14 protein-coding genes and 2 pseudogenes are annotated in these 18242 nt (G+C 62.0%); 3 read left to right on the top strand and 13 right to left on the bottom strand.

Annotation, left to right across the window (positions count from 1 at the left end; all coding sequences use genetic code 11):
• Nucleotides 1-707 precede the first annotated feature (707 nt).
• Nucleotides 708-1448: pseudogene (locus tag ASE96_RS19305) on the top strand (IS30 family transposase); the annotation flags it as partial.
• A 14-nt stretch (nucleotides 1449-1462) separates the two neighbouring features.
• On the opposite strand, the gene ASE96_RS04415 reads toward ASE96_RS19305, so the two are convergent.
• Nucleotides 1463-2665, bottom strand: a complete 1203-nt coding sequence (locus tag ASE96_RS04415; RefSeq protein ID WP_056426431.1) for an IS110 family transposase — start codon at nucleotides 2663-2665, stop codon at nucleotides 1463-1465.
• Nucleotides 2666-2902: 237 nt separating this feature from the next.
• On the opposite strand from ASE96_RS04415, the pseudogene ASE96_RS04410 reads away from it, so the two are divergent.
• Nucleotides 2903-3355: pseudogene (locus ASE96_RS04410) on the top strand (IS30 family transposase); the annotation flags it as partial.
• Between the two features lie 65 nt (nucleotides 3356-3420).
• On the opposite strand, the gene ASE96_RS04405 reads toward ASE96_RS04410, so the two are convergent.
• From ASE96_RS04405 to ASE96_RS19070, 9 genes are all read right to left on the bottom strand, one after another.
• Complete coding sequence (locus ASE96_RS04405; RefSeq protein WP_056426428.1) at nucleotides 3421-4755, bottom strand: DUF6395 domain-containing protein; 1335 nt, start codon at nucleotides 4753-4755, stop codon at nucleotides 3421-3423.
• A gap of 545 nt (nucleotides 4756-5300) precedes the next feature.
• Nucleotides 5301-5945, bottom strand: a complete 645-nt coding sequence (locus ASE96_RS19080) for a hypothetical protein (RefSeq protein ID WP_156367489.1) — start codon at nucleotides 5943-5945, stop codon at nucleotides 5301-5303.
• A 293-nt stretch (nucleotides 5946-6238) separates the two neighbouring features.
• Nucleotides 6239-6979 carry a DUF6270 domain-containing protein gene (locus ASE96_RS19075; protein ID WP_235500101.1) on the bottom strand — a complete coding sequence of 247 codons (741 nt, stop codon included), beginning with the start codon at nucleotides 6977-6979 and terminating at the stop codon, nucleotides 6239-6241.
• A 1-nt stretch (nucleotide 6980) separates the two neighbouring features.
• Nucleotides 6981-8270: a UDP-N-acetyl-D-mannosamine dehydrogenase gene (gene wecC, locus ASE96_RS04400; protein ID WP_056426425.1), complete on the bottom strand. Its 1290-nt coding sequence runs from the start codon at nucleotides 8268-8270 to the stop codon at nucleotides 6981-6983.
• A gap of 69 nt (nucleotides 8271-8339) precedes the next feature.
• Nucleotides 8340-10169 (bottom strand): glycosyltransferase family protein, encoded by a 1830-nt coding sequence (locus ASE96_RS04395; protein WP_082492578.1) that lies wholly within the window; start codon nucleotides 10167-10169, stop codon nucleotides 8340-8342.
• A 77-nt stretch (nucleotides 10170-10246) separates the two neighbouring features.
• Nucleotides 10247-11122 (bottom strand): ABC transporter ATP-binding protein, encoded by an 876-nt coding sequence (locus ASE96_RS04390; RefSeq protein ID WP_235500100.1) that lies wholly within the window; start codon nucleotides 11120-11122, stop codon nucleotides 10247-10249.
• Entirely contained in the window at nucleotides 11115-11903 is a 789-nt protein-coding gene (locus ASE96_RS04385; RefSeq protein ID WP_235500099.1) for an ABC transporter permease, read from the bottom strand. The genes ASE96_RS04390 and ASE96_RS04385 overlap by 8 nt, the downstream gene beginning before the upstream one ends.
• Nucleotides 11904-11992: 89 nt before the next feature.
• Complete coding sequence (locus ASE96_RS04380) at nucleotides 11993-13735, bottom strand: glycosyltransferase family 4 protein (RefSeq protein WP_056426413.1); 1743 nt, start codon at nucleotides 13733-13735, stop codon at nucleotides 11993-11995.
• A gap of 83 nt (nucleotides 13736-13818) precedes the next feature.
• Nucleotides 13819-13980, bottom strand: a complete 162-nt coding sequence (locus ASE96_RS19070) for a hypothetical protein (protein WP_156367487.1) — start codon at nucleotides 13978-13980, stop codon at nucleotides 13819-13821.
• Between the two features lie 734 nt (nucleotides 13981-14714).
• On the opposite strand from ASE96_RS19070, the gene ASE96_RS04375 reads away from it, so the two are divergent.
• Nucleotides 14715-15218: a DUF3515 family protein gene (locus ASE96_RS04375; RefSeq protein WP_056426411.1), complete on the top strand. Its 504-nt coding sequence runs from the start codon at nucleotides 14715-14717 to the stop codon at nucleotides 15216-15218.
• 3 nt (nucleotides 15219-15221) lie between these two features.
• Here ASE96_RS04375 and ASE96_RS04370 read toward each other — a convergent pair whose 3' ends face one another.
• From ASE96_RS04370 to ASE96_RS04360, 3 genes are read right to left on the bottom strand one after another with little or no spacing between them, the layout of a single operon-like run.
• Nucleotides 15222-16367, bottom strand: coding sequence for a D-alanine--D-alanine ligase family protein (locus ASE96_RS04370; RefSeq protein ID WP_200912991.1), 1146 nt, complete (start codon nucleotides 16365-16367; stop codon nucleotides 15222-15224).
• On the bottom strand, nucleotides 16364-17416 hold the full coding sequence (locus ASE96_RS04365) for an NAD(P)H-dependent glycerol-3-phosphate dehydrogenase (RefSeq protein ID WP_056426404.1): 1053 nt from the start codon (nucleotides 17414-17416) through the stop codon (nucleotides 16364-16366). Before ASE96_RS04365 ends, ASE96_RS04370 begins: the two co-directional genes overlap by 4 nt.
• Complete coding sequence (locus ASE96_RS04360; RefSeq protein WP_082492562.1) at nucleotides 17413-18237, bottom strand: lysophospholipid acyltransferase family protein; 825 nt, start codon at nucleotides 18235-18237, stop codon at nucleotides 17413-17415. The genes ASE96_RS04365 and ASE96_RS04360 overlap by 4 nt, the downstream gene beginning before the upstream one ends.
• Nucleotides 18238-18242 lie beyond the last annotated feature (5 nt).

Raw genomic sequence — 18242 nt, 5'->3', positions numbered from 1 at the left:
ATGGTCGCCCAGACGCACTGTGACATTGACTCACACCTGAACGAGCTTATTGACATTTGTGTCGGCAGGAGGATGACAATCCTGCTGCCCTCTCCACCTGACTGTCGTCGTGCAGGGGGCAGTAATTAGCGGCTGGGTTGTCGGCACGCGTTTCTTGGTTGGGGGCATACCAAACAACTCGATGAGGGTTGACCACGAAGCTAGCAAGGCGATTCGGAGAACCAGTAAAGCGAAGGCCGCAGTGAACGCCGAGTCTCGGGCCGCCGGAGAGTTGCGACCGCACGCCTACCTAAACTTCAAAGACGCCACCATGAGGTCCGAAGGGGCCTCGTACAGTGTGCCGCTCATCCGGGTGAGCCTTCGGCACGTCTCGGCTCCACGGCTCCCAACTAAACCACGACGTACAAATAGAAGACCCCCTGCCCCAAAGTTGGCGAGTTCTAGCGGTCGTTGCAACACCCAGACTTTTGGGAGTTGCAACGACCGTGGTTCGTTTAAGCGGGGATTCATCCCGGCCCGTGCGGTATGGGCAGGATCAGAAGAAGGCGTTTTTCGAGGTCTTTGACCGCCTGGGGAGCACGACGGCGGCCGCTAGGGAGCTCGGTTTCAATGCAGCGACATGTGCCGGCTGGGTCCGCGGGGCCGGGCTGAAGAGCCGCGGGAAAACGGGGATCGGGCCGCACCCTGGGCGGGAGGAGTTCTTCCGGCTGCGCAGGGCCGGTGTCGGCCGCGGGGAGGCCGCCAAGACAGTGGGCGTGCACATCCGCACGGCGCGAGACTGGGACCGCGGAATCCGAGCGTCGAACAACCGCCGCTTTTACCCGGATGGGCGGGTGATCGATTACAAACAGGGAGTGACCACATTCCACTCGCCGGCCCCGGGCTCCCGGCCCGCGGAGAAGCCCATCGACCCGCGCTTCCTGTCGCTGCAGGAACGGGAGCTGATCCGGGACCTGTCCGCGGCCGGTTCGTCCATGAGAGCGATCGCGCAGGCGATGGGACGGGCGCCCTCAACCATCAGCCGGGAACTGGGCCGCAACAGCGATCCCCGCTTCGGTTACCTGCCCCACGGCGCACAACGGCAGGCCGCTGCCCGTCGGACACGTCCCAAAACGGCCAAACTGGCCGCCCACGAGGCGCTGCGGGCATATGTGCAGGACAAACTGGGCTTGGAGTGGTCTCCGGAGCAAATATCGCACAGGCTGGTCACGGACTTCCCCGATGACCAGGAGATGCGCGTGAGCCACGAGACGATCTACCAGAGCCTCTACCTGCAGGCCCGGGGCGGACTCAAACGCGAAATCCAGGCAGCTCTCCGCTCCGGCCGTGCCCGCCGCCGGCCCCGCCAGGAACCGGGGCAACGCCAGCCCCGGTTCACAGACCCCATGGTCATGATCTCCGAACGGCCGCCCGAAATCGAGGACCGGGCAGTGCCCGGGCATTGGGAATCTCAATGTTTCTGTCAAGCAGCTTGAGCGCGGATTCTTGGCGTTGGTTCCTGGTAGATGGTGTGGTCGCGGAGCATGGCCCAGAGGACGTTGATGCGGCGGCGGGCGAGGGCGATGAGGGCCTGCTTGTGGGACTTTCCTTCTCCGCGTTTCCGGTCGTAATAGGTTCTTGAGGCCGGGCTGTTCTTCAGGCTGGAGAGGGCGGCGAGGTAGCAGGTTCGCATGAGCCTGCGGTTGAAGCGACGTGGCCGGTGAAGGTTCCCGCTGATTCGTCCTGAATCTCGTGGGACGGGGGCGAGGCCCGCGACGCTGGCGAGCCGGTCGACGGAGTCGAACGCTTCCAGATTGCCGCCGATGTTCGCGAGGAAAGTTGCTGCGAGTACGGGGCCGAACCCCGGCATGGTGAGGATAATGTCCGCGCTGTCGTGCTGCCGGAAGAGCTCGGTGATCTGGGCATCGGTGGCGGCGATCTCTTCATCGAGAGTGCTGATTTGCTCGGCCAGCCGGATGACCAGGGCAGAGCCTGTGGTCTGAGTTGGCAGGACGGTGCGCTGGGAGTTCGCTGCCATCAGTGCCTTCTCGGCCATCTTGGCACTGTTCCGGCAGCCGCGTTTCCTCAGCCAGCCGGCGAGCCGGGTCAGGTCTATCCGCCGGATGCCCTCTGGGGTCTGGTAGCCGCCGAGGAGGATCAGGGGCGCCTTCTTGGAGTAGTCGAACGCGCGCTCGAGCGCAGGGAAGTATTCCAGCAACGTGGCACGAAGCCGGTTGATCGCCCGGACACGGTCACAGATCAGGTCGGTGCGGCGGGCGGTCAGCAGCCGCAGGTCCACGCTGATCTGGTCCGCACCGCGAACGGGTTGGAGGTCGGTGCGCATGCGTGCCTGGTCTGCGATGATCCGGGCATCTTTCGCGTCGGTCTTGCCATCCCCGCGATAGGTCGCCGCGGCGTGATGCACGATCCGTCCGGGGATATAGAGCACCTGCTGGGTGTGCGCGGACAGCAACTCGATCAACAGCGCCGCGCCGCCGGCGTTCAGATCCGTAGCCCAACAGACCTCACCGCCGGCTGCGATCTCCGCAATCGTGGCTATCAGGTCAAGCAGCACAATTTCGTCGTTCTCGACCCGTTTCGAGAGCAGCACCGTCCCTGTCTGATCGATCACGACGCAATGATGAGCTCTTTTGCCCGAGTCGATTCCTACCCAAAATGCCGGCATATTCAGTCCCCTTCGATCAGCTCCAATCTCGTTGGCCCTGTCGATAACCACGCCGGCACGTCCTTACCCAACGATCAATGTCGTAATTCTCAATCAGCGGTCGAGTCATCGGCGGGCAGCGGGCGGCCATTCCCAGTGAGCCGTCCAAAGCGGCAGGGCGACCTGGGCCATACCCGCCACCCGAGGGTGATCGAAACACTACGACAGCTCCGAAATCACCCACAACAACACCGTAAGGAAGGAGACCTGATCACCGGGACGCTGAACCAGTCCGCGATCGCCACCTTGGTCGAGCGCACCACCCGGTATGTGATGCTCGTGCACCTGACCGCGGACCACGGTGCCGAGGCGGTCCGGGACGGGTTGGTCGCCGCGATGAAGGACCTTCCCGCGCACCTGCGAGGATCCCTGACCTGGGACCAGGGAGCGGAAATGGCAGCCCACAAGTCTTTCAGCGTCGCCACGGACATGGACGTCTACTTCTGCGATCCTGCCAGCCCCTGGCAGCGCGGCTCCAACGAAAACACCAACGGCCTGCTGCGCCAGTACTTTCCCAAAGGCACTGACCTGTCCGGCTACGGACCCGAAGACCTCGAGCTCGTCGCCCAGAAACTCAACGGGCGCCCACGCAAAACGCTCGGCTGGGAAACCCCAGCCGAGCGTCTGCGTGATTTACTACTAACCACCTAACCAACAGGTGTTGCAACGACCCCTAGAAACCGCCAGTTGCGAGCAGGGGGTCTTTTTGCCGCGATCTAATGTGCTACAGCCGGCTGAGCTTTCAGACGGGCCGCAACACCTTTCGCGTTCTCACTTAGAGTGTCGAGCCAGTCCTCAACGCGGACGTTTTTCGATTCCAACTCGGAGGCGAGGTCGAAGGTATGGAACGCCTCTTCTTGGGTTGGCGTCATCTGGGGGAGGTACTGGCTGGCGGCTTTTATGGTAGCCGCCCGGTACCTTTCCGGGATGAGGTCCATAGCGGGGGCATACCAAGCCTGCGTGAAGGACACGTCCAACTCCTTGGCTGCCAGTCTGGTTTGCAGGGCAAGGAGTAGCGGATCGTCCCCGTCGTAGGATGCCATGGCATTGGTGAGGACGATCTCGAACCTGATTGGATGCATGTCAAGGAATCCCCTGATCGCCCTATTCGCCATCATGACGCCGACTTCCGCACGGTCCGGCCACTCGCCGGTAAGGGAGGCTGTGATGAGTGACTTGCGGAAGCACTTGACGCACGCCCGGCACGGCCGGCCCGGCACGCCCCTGATGCAGGACTGCGCGAGATATCCGAACTCGGACGTGCGCACGATGGTGGAGGATCCTACTTCGCTGATGCCCGCGGTGGCGTTGTAGGACTCCAGCCCGACAGCTTCAAAGAGTGCGCCCCACCGGGTGAAGATCACCCGGTCTTTGTAGTCAGCCCAGTAGCCCTTGCCTGTGAGGTAGGCAGACTCCGCAATCGTGCCGAACGTGATGGCGTCAAGGTTGAACTTGTCGGCCAGGAGGATCAGTGGAACGGCGGGTGCTGGGTCGATGGCGAAGCCGACAGGATTGCGCACCCATTCGTGGTCCGTCTCTATCGCGTGTACCTGCGTTCCTGCCTTGCCCATCTCCGCTATGGCATGCAGCGCAACGTCTGGCTTGTAGAGGCTGCCTGCGCCTTCCGGGGGCGGGGTGCGCAAAGTGAATACAGAGACCGTGTCCTTGGGCATCAGCGCCAACGCAGCCATAGAGTCCACGCCGCCTGAGAAGGACAATCCTGGATGTGATCCCTCGCCTGCGGTGCGCTTCGGTATCCACTTCGAGGAATTCGTGACGTCGATCTTCGAGACCTTCATGACCGTGTCCGCGAATGCCTGGCTCACCGGGAAGGGTAGCTCCAGGCGCTTGCCGATCCACACGTAGAAAGTGATCAGCGCCGCGAGCGCCAGCAGGTCAGGGTGCGTGTCATCCATGCTGAAGTCATCGGGGAGCTTGAGCGTGGCTGTTTTCCTTGCGAGTGAGGCTTTGCCCGCGAGTTCGCGGTCGCCTTCTTGGAGTTCGGCAGTGAGTGTCAGCTCATTGCCGACTTGATTTACGTCGATTCGCATTGGGCAATGGTAACTGTTTGGGCTTCCCGCTAAGTGACAGACGGCCCCCGCCATCCGTAAATGACTGCCCGTGGGGGCTACTTCCTCTCGGGTGCGGGTCACGGGGCGAACTGCCGGATCAGGCCGTCGACGGCGGGGAGCGCCATAACGCGGGTGATGCCGGCGGCGGTGGTCAAGGTGTCGCCGCCCGCTCGAGGCCAGAGTCGACGCCGGCGGCCTGGATGAACAGGGCCCATGCGGCGGCAAGGCCCACGATGAACGCAAACACGGTTCGGACGGTTGCCCGCCACGGTTGCGGGTCCGGGTGCTGGTGGCTGTGTGGTCGTCCATCACTTGCCTCCTGCCACGTTGACGTCGACGGTCACGATGCCGTCGGTAAGCCCCGCCTTTACGGCCAGCCGTGATATGCACGGCGTCAAGTTCCGGGGCTTTGGAGAGGGCGACGAATGCGGCGCGGAGAACCTGCGCCCCAGACTTCGTGTCGGCAACCTCCCGCTTCTCAGATACGTTTTTGCCAACGCGGAACACGGTCTCCGCCCATATGGCTACAGCAGCTGTTCGGGACCGCCGAGACCCGCGCGTCGAGGTACTTGACGCGATCGTAGATGGCCTGCTGCTGTTCGTCGGTGAGTGCCATGAGGAATCTCTTGCGGGGCAGTGGTGGTGCCTTGCGGGGCGACGGCCGCGGAGCCGGCATAGTCGGGGTTGAGGTTGCCGTAGTGCCACGGGGTGGGGTCGATGCGGCCGCGTGCCTGGTTGTTCAGGTTGATGCCCTTCAACGGCAGCATCCCGAGGTGGAGGGTCGCGGCACCGGTCTTGCCTGCCCTGACGAGGCCGCGGCCGTAGTCGATGCCGTTGTGCCCGTCCCGGCTGCTGCTGTTGTTGTGTAGATGCCACCGGGGTAATCGACGCCGCCGCCGCCGTCCTAGTCGTCGAACGCTACGCCCCACGCCTGCTATATCCGCCGCGACGTGGGAAGCGTGAAAACCCCCATGGGGTCGCCTGTTCTGGCGGGGGTTTTTGAGTGCCGGCCAGGGGCGCACCTTGTACTCGGGGACGCCGCGGTCAAGCAGGTCCGGGCGCAGGCCGAAAGCGCACTCCTCGGTCGGCGGCCGGTTGCGCGCCTCCCGGTCGGCGCGGGCGTCGGACTTGGCAGCCTCGGCCCAAGCCGCATTCCGTTGTTCCTTCATGCCCGTGTTGCGGATTTTACTTCGCCCCGGCGGTGCCGTTGATGTGCATACCAAGGCTCTAGGTCACTACGCCCAGGAAAGAGAAGAGGCGTGAGCCGCCTCCAAAACGGGCTCTCCGTGTTCAGGTTTCGTTGTCCTGTCATCGTTGAATGCGTCGAGAGCACGCCACACAGTCGAATGCTGGCATTCAGGCATCACCCGACACGGCAGTGGCTCAGGTACCGCCCTTACCCAGGTCTAGTCCCGTTAACCGCACCGTAGGGTCGTTTGAACTATCCGGGGTGGGCGACCGTTCACATGCCCTTGGCTATCTCCGCGAGTCGATTGCCGACGAAATCGTAGAAGGCCTGAACATAGTGAAAAGGCGCCAATCCCCATTTGTGGTCCGGGTCGCTGACGGTCACTTGCGCAGGAGGTCGGATGACTTGGCCTTGGGGAATCTTGGAGCAAAAGTACTCGCGATACCTCGCGAATAGTTCGTTTGCCGCCTCAGGTGATCGCCCTGCATGCGATAGTTGCCCATGATCCGCTCCGGGTCTTGCAATGCTAGTAGCCCAGCCCGCATCCAAGAAGGCCACCGGAACGCGCGTTGGCAGACCGCTAACGACATTCAGCATCCTGTCCAGCGCATCTGCCCACGCGTCAAAGTGCTCATCTGTGCCACTATCGATGCGCCGCCAACCCGCGGCCCTATTTGCCAAGAATTTGGACTCGCGTAGCGCCGGAGAGTCCGTCAGCCTCTCCTCCCCCTTAGCAAGCACGTTGAACCGCTCATCGACAATGTCGACCAGTAAAAGATCGTAAGGCGATGAACGCAGAACCTTGGGGAGACTCTTCCCGGCATCTGCCTCGAGCATGCGACGCTGAAAGCTCGAGCGAACTTGAGAAGACGCCCCTGACAGATCCGTGGGCCGACGCGCAAAGGCCGAGACCACTGACGAACGCGCCGAATAGCCAGCCAGCTGGATGCCCTGTCTTGGAGCGAGTTCGAGGCTGTCCCTGGAAATGCAGCTCCCATAGATCAATACGCGCACTCTAAATCACGTCCAACACCAGCGGTGCCACAACCGCAGGCCGGGACCAAAGACCACACACATCTACAACCTCCGCGGCCCCCATTTCCTCACGTATCAATCCCTTGAATACGCTGTGATCCACTAAGACCGCCAACACTCCTTGTTCGGCCCCTGCTGCAGTCCAACCCGCAAGCCGAACATTCTCCAACTGGTCCAGACCGGTAGGGAGAAGTGAAATGTGGGGCTCGACCACATTGACCTGAACGTCTGGGAATGCGAGAGCCACGTCGCGTGCGATTTGTACGGAAGGAGACTCCCGAAGATCGTCGATATCCGCCTTGTACGACAACCCAAGCAACGTGACGGACAAGGCTCCAGATTCTCGTACCGCGGCCTCTATGTTGGCTACGACTTGAGTAGGCTTTGCATCGTTTGTGTTCCTTGCCTGACGCATGAGAGGTGTCTCGTCCGGCGCTGCACTAATGAGGAACCATGGGTCTACTGCGATGCAGTGGCCGCCCACGCCGGGGCCAGGCCTAAGAATGTTGACGCGCGGGTGGCGGTTGGCCAACTCGATTACTTCCCAGACATCAATGTCAAGAACATCGGCGACGTTGGAGATCTCGTTGGCCAGTGCGATGTTCACGTCCCGATAGGCGTTTTCAACTAGCTTGGCTGTCTCCGCTGTTTCGGCCGTTGTGGTCAGCACCTCACCTTTACAGAAAGTTCGGTACATGGCTGAAGCCATCTGAGTCGAGGCAGCAGACAAACCGCCAACTATTCGATCGTTTTCGATCATCTCCGTCATGATTCGACCAGGCAGAACTCTTTCCGGACAGTGCGCGAAGTGCACGGCGGATGGACCATGCTCGTCGTCTAGAGCCATTTCCAGGTCCTGACGCAGGTCTCCTATAGCGCGAGCCAACCGTTGCGTTGTGCCAGGCGGAGACGTCGATTCCAAGATGACGAGCTCGGCCCCCGTCAGTACAGGAGCGATTGCTCTTGCCGCTGCCTCCACGAAGGACAGATCCGGCTGGCGGCCAGCCCGGAATGGCGTTGGCACAGCGACAACAAAGATATCGGCACGGGGCATCTCAGCCTGTGCTGACAGCCAAGATCGGCTGACAGCACCCGCCACGGCAACGTCGAGGTCCGGCTCCACAAATGGCACCTGCCCAGCATTGACTGCGGCCACAACATCGGGATTAGTGTCCACACCTATAACTTGGAAGCCGTGGCTCGCGAGAACGGCGGCCGTTGGCAACCCTATATATCCGAGTCCTACAACGGCTACGGTCTTGTTTTCCATCGATTTCCTTAATCTAGAGTAGAGGACTGCGCACGAACGACGTCTTGCGACGACGCGGCGCATCCACGGTCACAAGAAAACGTGACCGCTAAAGTCGCCATAAAGTTCCACGTCGCCGGTAGATATGGCATCCATGTCGCTTAATCTCCACGTATGCGTGTGAGGCCCCCGCACCTGGACGAAATTATAACGATCTGCCGCATAGATCTTGCCTCCAGCTGCCCTCACGCGGGACAAGAAATCAGTGTCTTCCCCTCGTGCTAGGTCGCCAAACGGTATCTCTGAGAACAAATCCCGCGACCCTGTTATCGTCGGGCCCATGACTTGGCTAACGAACCGGTGTTCGTTGTCACGGAACCTTCGAAGCAGGATCCCCGACTCCTGCAAATGCATGTAGTGCGCGGACTTACCGACAACTTCTGCACCGCTAAAAGCCCGCGCATACACCAAATCGCTAAGGTAGTGATGCCCGTACAAATCATCATCATCCATTTTCGTCACAAGCGTGCCGTCTGCGGAGGAAACAATCGCATTCAAACAAGCGCCCAAGGAGTGCGACGCGTCGCGGTTCAAATGGACGAAGCTTTCGATGCCGTGCCGCGAGGCAACAGCCTTTAGCGACTTGGCGTCCGGCGCGAAACCATGAGTGAGGAGTACCAACTGTTTATGCGCATAGATCTGCTGCGAAAACTGTTTGAAAATATGGTCCAACTGACTCGGTCGGTTAGTCGAAATCATGCACGATATTTCAGTATTCAGGTCTGACTCTGGGACCGAAATTCCCACGTTATCCAAGACCGACTGCACCCTGTGTGAATAGGTGTGAGCACTCCAAACCCGCCGCTGCGCCAAATGGACAGCCCGCTCGCCAACGCTGCTATTCCTCACCAGCGCCCTGATGATTCCGCGTGTCTCCTCTACATCGGAGGCCACAAATACCTCTTCAGGGGGGAAGAACTCCCGAATAGCCAGGCTGGGTGCGCTCACAACAGGCGTCCCCGACGCCGATATCTCAAATATTCTTCGCGCACACATACTTGGAGACTCAATTACTGAATTAACATTAAGGAAAACCTTGTAGGCTTTATACGCCGTCAACATTTCCGGATAGGGAAGCTGGCCGACCACCTTGCTAGCAAAGGGTTCAGGAAACTGGTATCTCTCATCACCGCCAAGCATTCTGGAGAAAATCTCCAGTCCAAAGTCCATACCAGTACTGCCAGCCATCGCCCCGCTGAGTAGAAACTCCATTTGTTCACGTCGTTCGGGAAACTTGTGACGGAAATACATTCCTGCGAAGGCGATGTCTCGTGAGTGCCATCCGTATTTAGGGCGAATAGGGTTATGAACCTTCGGCTGGGCGGCAAAAGGCAAAACACAAACTCGGTCGTGTCCAAGATCTCGAAGGTAATGCGGAATTCGTGTTGCGTCACTTGTAAATACGGAATCGAACAACCGGGCAGTTTCGAGGAAATCAGTGTAGTGAGGAGGGTCTTCCTTATTCCAAAATACGGTCGGAATACCCCGTTCGCGGCACCAGTCGACCAGCATTATTAGGTCATCCGACGGTCCCTTGGATCCCGTGAGGTGATATTTCCACGCTCCCGAGTTTCCAGCCCAGGCCGACTCGACGAAGAGGATGTCGACTGGATTCTCAGTGATCTGCGACCGCCAGTCCTCCGGTGTCACGGCAACACTGTTCCACTCGAAGTCAAAACACATGGACGAAAACTCATCCAGTATCACGGCCGCCCGAATATTGTAATTGGGCTGATCTACGCCGGCTAGAACTGCAGGCGTAAACGACAAGCCTTTGGCGCTCCGCATTCGTCTGAAACGTCCAACATCCCGGGGGCGAGCGGAAGCAGAACTTGCCATCACAGTGCTGTGGCGGTTCATCCAAGTCCTGAGGCCGTCCACTCCCCCACGGCGTAAGTGCCAGAGGCCCGTTCGCAGGCGAGCCAACCGCTTCTCGCTCACTTCCACCTCCTCCGTCCGGCGGCACGCTCGGTAACCTCAACCCGGGTCATTTCGCGGCGGGCCGCTCGCCGAATCTTCTCAGCGGAAGCTTGGTCGTCGCGCCGGAGGTACCAGATGAACTTTTCGTAGAGAGTAACCACTCGCTCAGTGTCGCCATCGTGAAGCATCTCACCCTTATCCAGCCAGATGACCCTGGTGGCAAGGTCCCTGATGGACGACATGCTGTGACTGACCAGGAAGACACAGCCAGCCTGCTCCCTCAACTCCGTCATACGGGCTCGGGTGCGTTCGCCGAACTCAGCATCGCCGGTATTCAACGCTTCGTCCAAAATTAGGATCTCCGGGTCCACCGCGGCCGCAATCGCAAACCGAAGCCGCGAGGCCATACCTGAAGAATAGGACTTCATAGGAAGGTGAATTGCTTTGCCCAGAGCCGAAAGTTCTACGATGGACGAGAACTTTGCATCGATTTCAGCCCGCCCAAGACCCATCGCCAGGCAGCCGAGCATAACGTTTGCTTCGCCCGACATATCTGGAACTAGTGCTGCGCTAACGCCCAGCGCGATTGGGGTGCTCGTGGCCAGAACGCTACCGGTTGTTGGGCTCTCCTGTCCGCTGATGAGCCTCATTAGCGTGCTCTTGCCGGAGCCGTTTCGGCCAATGACACCGATGCATTCTCCATGCTGCGCGATCAGCGACATTCTATGCAGCGCATCGACCGCTACTGTTGGGCGACGATGTCGTATTCGCGTCAGCGCTCGTCCGAAAATGTCCTTCGGAATATCGGCCCTCTGCTCAGAGCTTATGACGCTGTAGGTCATACTCACGTCATCGACAACTACGGCAGGCGATGAGACCAGAAGTTCAGCCACGTCCATAGCGCTCCTCCGCTCGCCAAAAGAAGACAATCCCGACAGAAAGACTCGCCAAAGCCCACGTGCATAACGTAAGCCACCGCACCATACTGGGCCACGTGTCATAAATTAGGCAGTCCCTGGCAATGTCCAGGACTATAAACATCGGATTAGCATTCATCATCGCCATAATCCAAGGATTGTCCGCAAATCTGTCAACGGAAAAAAACACAGCCGAAAAGTAGAGCCAGGCGCGCAGTCCAAAACCAAGCAAATGAGCGACATCTGGAACGAAACCAACCACCCTTGCCATGATCAGCGAAATGCCCAGATGAAATAGCGATTGAAGCCCAACGACGAGTATCAAAAACAGCCATTTGACGGAAATGACTTCGACCGGTGGAATCAAGATTATCAAAAGCAACATGACGATCAGAGTGGGAACTGACGACAGCGCCTCTCGAACATTGACGGCGATGGGCAGCGTCGCCCGTGGAAATCTAAAAGCCTGCAGTACGTTGCGATTTGAGATCATCGACCGCGCAGAAGTCGAAATAGACCGTGTACTGTACTGAAACAGAAAGAGTCCAATAATAAGGTAAGAAATGAAGTTTTCGATTCCGCGGCCGGTGCCAAGTAGGATACCGAATATCAAGTAATAAACTGCCCCATTTAGCAGCGGCGTCAACAGCAACCATGCCCCGCCCAGCCGATCCTGCGAATTGCCGCTCATGACGCGTGCGCGCGAGTCGTAGTAGACGAAGTGGCGATAGTCCCAGAGGGTGACGAGGTAGTCCAAGAACTTGGGTCGGGAGCCCACGCGCTGTAGCAGTCGTATGTTTACCGGAGTTGGAGTGGGTGCCGGCACAAGTGGATCATACTGACTCATTAGGCTTGCTCTCTGGTGAGGCGGTCGTATTCGCCGGCGAATCTCTTAGCATTAGATGCCCATGTTCTATCCCGAAGCACTTCCGACCGTCCTGTAGTTCCAAACTTTGCCCTCATCGGTTTCGAACCGAGCAACCAATTCAATTTTTCCGCCAGGTCACTAGGATCGCCGGGTGTGGCAAAAACACCCGTCATTCCAGTGGTGACTATTTCGTGGAGTGCGGGCAGGTCGCTAGCAACGACCGGCCGCGCGCACGCCAAAGCTTCTACCGGTTTGAGTGGCGTCACCGAACGGGTGACTTCGAAGTCTTTACGCGGAACAACAAAGATGTCCAGCGCCTGATGGTAGCGGACTGCGTCGTCCTTCGACACGCGCCCTGTGAAGATGACACGGTCCGCAAAGCCGCACTGCTTGGCTTGCTCCCGCAACGACGGGAGCGACACGCCGTCTCCCACGATGAGCAACCGCAGGTCCGGGTGGCGGCCGGCCAACTTTGCGAAGGCTGCTATGAGGTCATCGATGCCCTCATAGGCTACCAAGCTACTCACAGTTCCGATGTACTGCCCGTCTTCATCGAGACCAAGCTCACGCCGGGCCAAGGAAGGTTCCATCGGCTCCAGCAGGAACCGCCCGCCAACGGCGTTGGGCGCAATCAGGATCTTGTCAGCATGGACTCCGGCGGCAACTATGGAGGCCTTCATGGCCTCCCCGAGTGTCACCACCAGGTCGGCCGCGGCCATGACGTCCGCCTCGCGCTGCTGAAACAGCTGATACTTTTCGCTGGCGAGGGCGGCCGGACCACGGGTGGAGGCCCAGGTGTCCGCCAACTGACCACGAACTTCGTACACCCAAGGGATGTCCAGTGCCTCTGCCACGGCCCGGACCACCATGCCGTTGACGAAGTGCGTGGTGGTATGGAGAACGCTCGGCCGGAACTCCAAAGCCACGTTCAGCAGTTCCTCGGCCTGCCGCTGGAGACGCGCATCCAGCGTCGCGGCCAGGTGAGTGGGGAGGAGCCGCCGGTAGCGCACGCCGTCCACCACGTCGCTGGAGCGGGCGCGCAGCTTTCCTACCTGCACGGGATAGCCGAGCCGTGTTACCGCGAGGACGTCCCAGCCCTCCTGCTGCTGTGCCGCCATGGTCGAGTGGGACCGCTGGGCGTAGCCGCTGGCCGTGTGGGGCAGGGAATTGGTCAGCAAATGAAGAACTCTGTTGCGAACCGGCGTGTAGTCTCGCCGGGCCAGTGCTGGCGCAGTCCCTTGGAATACCGCCAGTTCGCCCGCCAAACGGGCCTGCAGGCGCCGTCCGGACGCACCGGAGCCTTCGAGGGCAGCCACGGCGGCGGTCATGGCGCCGTCATGCCAGTGCCTCCGCGCTTGTGCAGACTGATAACCCCGTGAATCTTGTGCACCGGCCAGCAGCGCATCCGAAAGCGCCGGTAGATTCGCGGCGGTTGCGATGTCGGCGAGTCTTCTTGCGTGCACGCCCGCGACCTTATGGTCAGCGCCGAGTCGGAGCCGCCGGGTGACGTCGCCCTCGTCACCCAGTGTGAGTGAGGAGAGCAAGACCGGAACTGACAGGGAGTTCTTCGGGGCGATTGCGCACACCAGCCGTGCCGCCGGGTGGACGATTGACGCAGGCAGACGCCGGGACAGCTGGAGGGACAGCACCATGGGATCGTCCGTCAGGTGCTGCAGCACGGTATGCGCGGCGAGCCGCGCATTGGTCAAAAGCTGGATCATAGGGATACTGCAGACCGCAGCCCACCGGGCGCCGGCTGGCCAGTCAGGGCCGGCCCAACGGCTGCTTCTTGCACCACGATCAATTACTTTCCTGCTCTGGCGGCCAGGCCGCGGCTCTTTCCGCCAAGAAACCGGAAGTAGGCAAAGCCCAGCCCCAGCAAAATAAGAACAGTGATGATCTGAATCGACAGGGGGCTGCCGGTGGCGGTGGCCACGGCCGCCTGAATTTCGGCCGTGACGATCACCGGAGGCTCAGCCGGAGCGGCCGCTACAGCAGGTTCTGTTGTTCGTGCGGGTTTGGGCGTCGGCGAAGCTGAGGGTGTCGCCGTTGCGGTTGCACCTGCTTCCTGGGAGGGAATCTCTGCGGGCGGCTGTACGGCAGGCAGAGAGCCCGGCCGCGGCGCAACCACGGCACCGGGAGCCTGTGGAGCGGGGAGAGGCGCCCCAGGCGCCACGAAAGCAGGCGGAGGCGTGAAGGCCACCGGCGGGGTTACCACCGGAGCCGGGGTGAAAACAGGGGGCAGGACAACAGGAGGCTGGACGGGCGCAGGCTCCACGGGCGCGGGCTCCACCGGCGCAGGCTCAACCGGCGCGGGCTCCACAGGGGCGGGCTCAACCGGCGCGGGCTCAACCGGCGCGGGAGGCGAAATGACCGTGAACGGATCCGTAAGAGCGGCATCGTCGGCGTATGCCGCCGGGGCCGCCGCACCCACGCAGAGGGCAAGCAGGAGTGCGCACGCGCCGGCGCGTACTGATCTCATTTTTTGGCTGCGCGACGTCATCGACAGGCCCTCCCCCACGTCCGAGATTGAATTCAATGTGCGCGGTTGTGGCCAGACCTAACGTCGTTGTCGGCAGCGCCCCAGAGTTGCACGGTTCGACCCAAGTGTACTCGACGGTACGGCGCCAGATAGTCAACCCCCTGCCCGGGGCGGCCGGGCTGGCAGCAGCGGATGTTTGGCAGGGATAGGCTTAATCAATGCAGCTCTTCCCTCTCCCGGCTTCCGCACGTCCGCTCCGCATTCTGGCCACGGCGGCAGCCGCAGCGATCATGCTCAGCGCCTGCTCCCCGGTGGTGGACGTCACTCCGGCCAAGGACGCGGCGAACGCAGCCTGTGCCCCCATGATGGTGGCGCTCCCGGATGCGATCGGCGAGGCCAAGCTGCGCAAGACCAACAGCCAGGCCACCGCCGCCTGGGGCGATCCGTCCCTGGTCATCCTGCGCTGCGGTGTAAACGTTCCGGGGCCGACGACGGACCGCTGCGTCAGCGTGAACGGCGTGGACTGGGTCATCAAGGAAGGCAACCCGGTGTGGACCCTGACCACCTTCGGACGCGAACCCGCAACGGAGATCCTTATGGACCCGGACAAGATCAGCTCCGCCACCGTCCTTGCAGACCTCGCCGCCGCGGCCGCGAAGGTGCCCGCGGAGCGGAACTGCGTGGGCCAGGCGGACCTGCAGAATCTGCCGCCCAGCCAGTAGGCCCTACCGCAGACCGGTTCTGCGGTGCAGCGCCAAGTGGATCAGTTCGTCGATCAGCTCGGCGTAGCCCAGGCCGGAGGCCTTCCACATTTGCGGGTACATGCTCTTCGGCGTGAACCCGGGCATGGTGTTGATCTCGTTGACGATGAGTTCGCCCTCGGGTGTGTAGAAGAAGTCCACCCGGCTCAGGCCCTCGGCTCCGACGGCGTCGAACGCGACGGCGGCCAGCTCACGGACCCGGGCGATGGCTTCGTCCGGGAGGTCGGCCGGGCAGCTGAGGGCCGCGGCGTCGTCCACGTATTTGGCGTTGAAGTCGTAGAACTCGTGCCCGCCGCCGGCCACGGAAATTTCGCCGGGCATGGACGTGCGGGGAGCGTCGGTCCCCCGTCCCTCCAGCACGGCGCATTCGATTTCACGGCCCACGATGCCGGCCTCGATAACAAGCTTGGGATCATGTTCGCGGGCGGCCTCGATCGCGGCGTCCAGGCCCCCGAGGGAGTCCACCTTGGAGATGCCCATGGACGAGCCGGCGCGTGCGGGCTTGACGAAGACCGGGAAGCCGAGCTGGTCCACGCGCTTACGGACCGTCTCGGGATCATTGCGCCACTGCCGGTCCGTGACGGCGATGTACGGCCCCACGCGGAGTCCGGCGGATTCAAACACCACCTTCATGAAGTGCTTGTCCATGCCGACAGCGGAGGCCAGCACACCGGCGCCCACGTAACGGGTGTCGGACAGCTCCAGGAAGCCCTGGATGGTGCCGTCCTCGCCGAACGGGCCGTGCAGCAGCGGGAACACAACGTCCACGGCGCCGAGTTCCTGCGGAACCTCGTTCGGGGCTGCCACGATCAGCTGGTGTGCGCCACCGATTTCGGTCAGCGCCACGGTCTTGGCCGAGGCAGCAACCTCGGGCAGGGACGAGGCCGAGAGTGACCAGTCGTGGGTGTCGCCGGAGGCCAGCACCCACTGGCCGGTCTTGGCGATCCCGATCGGGATGACCTCATACTTCGTCTGGTCGATGGCGCCGAGGACCCCGGCCGCCGTCACGCAGCTGACCGCGTGTTCGCTGGAACGGCCGCCGAAGAGCACTGCCACGCGGGGCCGGGAAGCCTGGCCTTCTGGGTTCACGTTTTGTTTAGTCACGCTCAGTAATCGCCTTCGGGTTTCAGGTCCCGGGACAGCAGCAGCGGTCCCAGTTCGTCGACGGACAGCTTTCCGGTCAGCACGGCGACCACCGCCGCGGTGATGGGCATCTCGACGCCGAGCTTGCCGGCCAGCTCATGGACAGCCTGCGCGGACTTGATTCCCTCGGCGGTCTGCGTCATTTCGGCCGTCACCTCATCCAGGGTCAGGCCCCTGCCCAGCAGCCGTCCGGCCGTGTGGTTCCGGGACAGCGGCGAGGAACACGTCGCCACGAGGTCGCCGAGGCCGGCCAGGCCGGCCATCGTCTGCACTTCGCCGCCCAGGGCGAGCGAGAGCCTCGAGGTTTCCGCGAGGCCGCGCGTGATGACCGACGCCTTGGTGTTGTCGCCCATCCGTTTGCCCTCGCAGATGCCAACGGCCAGCGCGATGATGTTCTTGACGATCCCGCCGATCTCGACGCCGACGACGTCGCCCGTGGTGTACGGGCGGAAGTAGGGTGCGGTGCAGCTGCGCGCGATCCAGCCGGCAGCAATCGGGTCAGAGCAGGCCACCACGGACGCGGTGGGCTCCTCCCGGGCGATTTCCATGGCCAGGTTGGGTCCGGAGACCACGGCGATCCGGCTGGCGGGGACGCCGAGTTCCTCGGAGATAACTTCGCTCATCCGGGCGTCGGAGTGCAGCTCGAGGCCCTTCATCAGGGAAACCACCAGGGCTCCCGGTTCCACCAGATTCTTCCATGCCCGCAGTTGCGGCCTCAGGGTCTGGGCCGGAACGGCCAGGACCACCAGCTGGGCGCCCGCGAGCACTTCCGCGACGTCGGTGGACGCGGTGATGCTCGGCGGAAGTGCGATGTCCTTGAGGTACTGCTCGTTGCGGTGCTTCAGGTTGACCTGGTCAACAACTTCGCCGCGCCGGCCCCAGAGCCGGATGTCGCGCTCGACGCCGGAGGCCGTGGCGGCGTCAGCCAGGATCTTTGCGAAGGTGGTCCCCCAGGACCCTGCCCCGAGGACGGCCACCGTAGTGGCGGTGCCTGTCCCGCCGAAGTCCGCCGTCATTTGGCTCCGTCCGCGCCGGTAGCCGTCCCGGCGTCGGACGTTCCGTCGTCGGGCGTGCCGCTTGCGGTTCCCCCGGCTTTGCCGCCCTGTTCGATGAAGCGGCCGTGCGTGGACTGGTTGTGGGCCGTGGGGTCCCAGCGGACCAGCGGAGGCTGTCCGCCGCGGAGGGTCGCCAGGAGCTCGGTGATGGCCTCCATGATCACGTTGGTTGCCTCAGTGAGGGTGGCCTTGTCCAGCGGACGTCCGGCGAACGCGCTCAGGTCCACCGGGTCGCCCACCACCAGGCGCGAAGTCTTCCGCGGGAAGATATACATCCGCTTGGCATAGCGCGGAAGGACCTCGTGGGCACCCCAGTGCGCAATCGGCACCACGGGGATCCCGCCTTCAAGCGCCATGCGCGCGGCACCGGTGTGGCCCTTCATCGGCCACAGCTCAGGGTCCCGGGTCAGTGTGCCCTCGGGGTAGATGATGATGGCGCCGCCCTCGTCCACCACTTCCTTGGCGATCTGCAACGAGCGGTTGGCTCCCGACGTCGAGCGTTCCACCGGGACCTGCTTGGTGGCGCGGAGCACGAAGCCCAGCACTGGCACCTTGAAGAGTCCCGCCTTAGCCAGGAAGCGCGGCATCCGCTTCTGGTTGTAGAGCATGTGCCCCACCACCAGGGGATCGATTTCGGTGCAGTGGTTGGGTGCTGCGATGAAGCCGCCGGCAGGCAGCTTCTCCAGGCCCATCCATTGCTTGCGCATCAGGAGGTTCATGATCGGCCGGACGATCCCGGCAACGACGACAAACGTGGTGTGGCTCTTGGCCGATTCCTTCACCGGGT

Source organism: Arthrobacter sp. Leaf69 (assembly GCF_001422645.1).
In the GTDB taxonomy this organism is placed as follows: Bacteria; Actinomycetota; Actinomycetes; order Actinomycetales; family Micrococcaceae; genus Arthrobacter.
This window is presented reverse-complemented; position numbering and strand designations above follow the sequence as displayed.

Coding starts and splice junctions, on each gene's coding strand:
- ASE96_RS04405 (WP_056426428.1), bottom strand. CDS start 4,755: ATGCGAATCGACGTAAATCAAGTCGGCAATGAGCTGACACTCACTGCC.
- wecC (WP_056426425.1), bottom strand. CDS start 8,270: ATGGAAAACAAGACCGTAGCCGTTGTAGGACTCGGATATATAGGGTTG.
- ASE96_RS04395 (WP_082492578.1), bottom strand. CDS start 10,169: ATGAACCGCCACAGCACTGTGATGGCAAGTTCTGCTTCCGCTCGCCCC.
- ASE96_RS04415 (WP_056426431.1), bottom strand. CDS start 2,665: ATGCCGGCATTTTGGGTAGGAATCGACTCGGGCAAAAGAGCTCATCAT.
- ASE96_RS04380 (WP_056426413.1), bottom strand. CDS start 13,735: ATGATCCAGCTTTTGACCAATGCGCGGCTCGCCGCGCATACCGTGCTG.
- ASE96_RS19080 (WP_156367489.1), bottom strand. CDS start 5,945: ATGAAGGAACAACGGAATGCGGCTTGGGCCGAGGCTGCCAAGTCCGAC.
- ASE96_RS04375 (WP_056426411.1), top strand. CDS start 14,715: ATGCAGCTCTTCCCTCTCCCGGCTTCCGCACGTCCGCTCCGCATTCTG.
- ASE96_RS04365 (WP_056426404.1), bottom strand. CDS start 17,416: ATGACGGCGGACTTCGGCGGGACAGGCACCGCCACTACGGTGGCCGTC.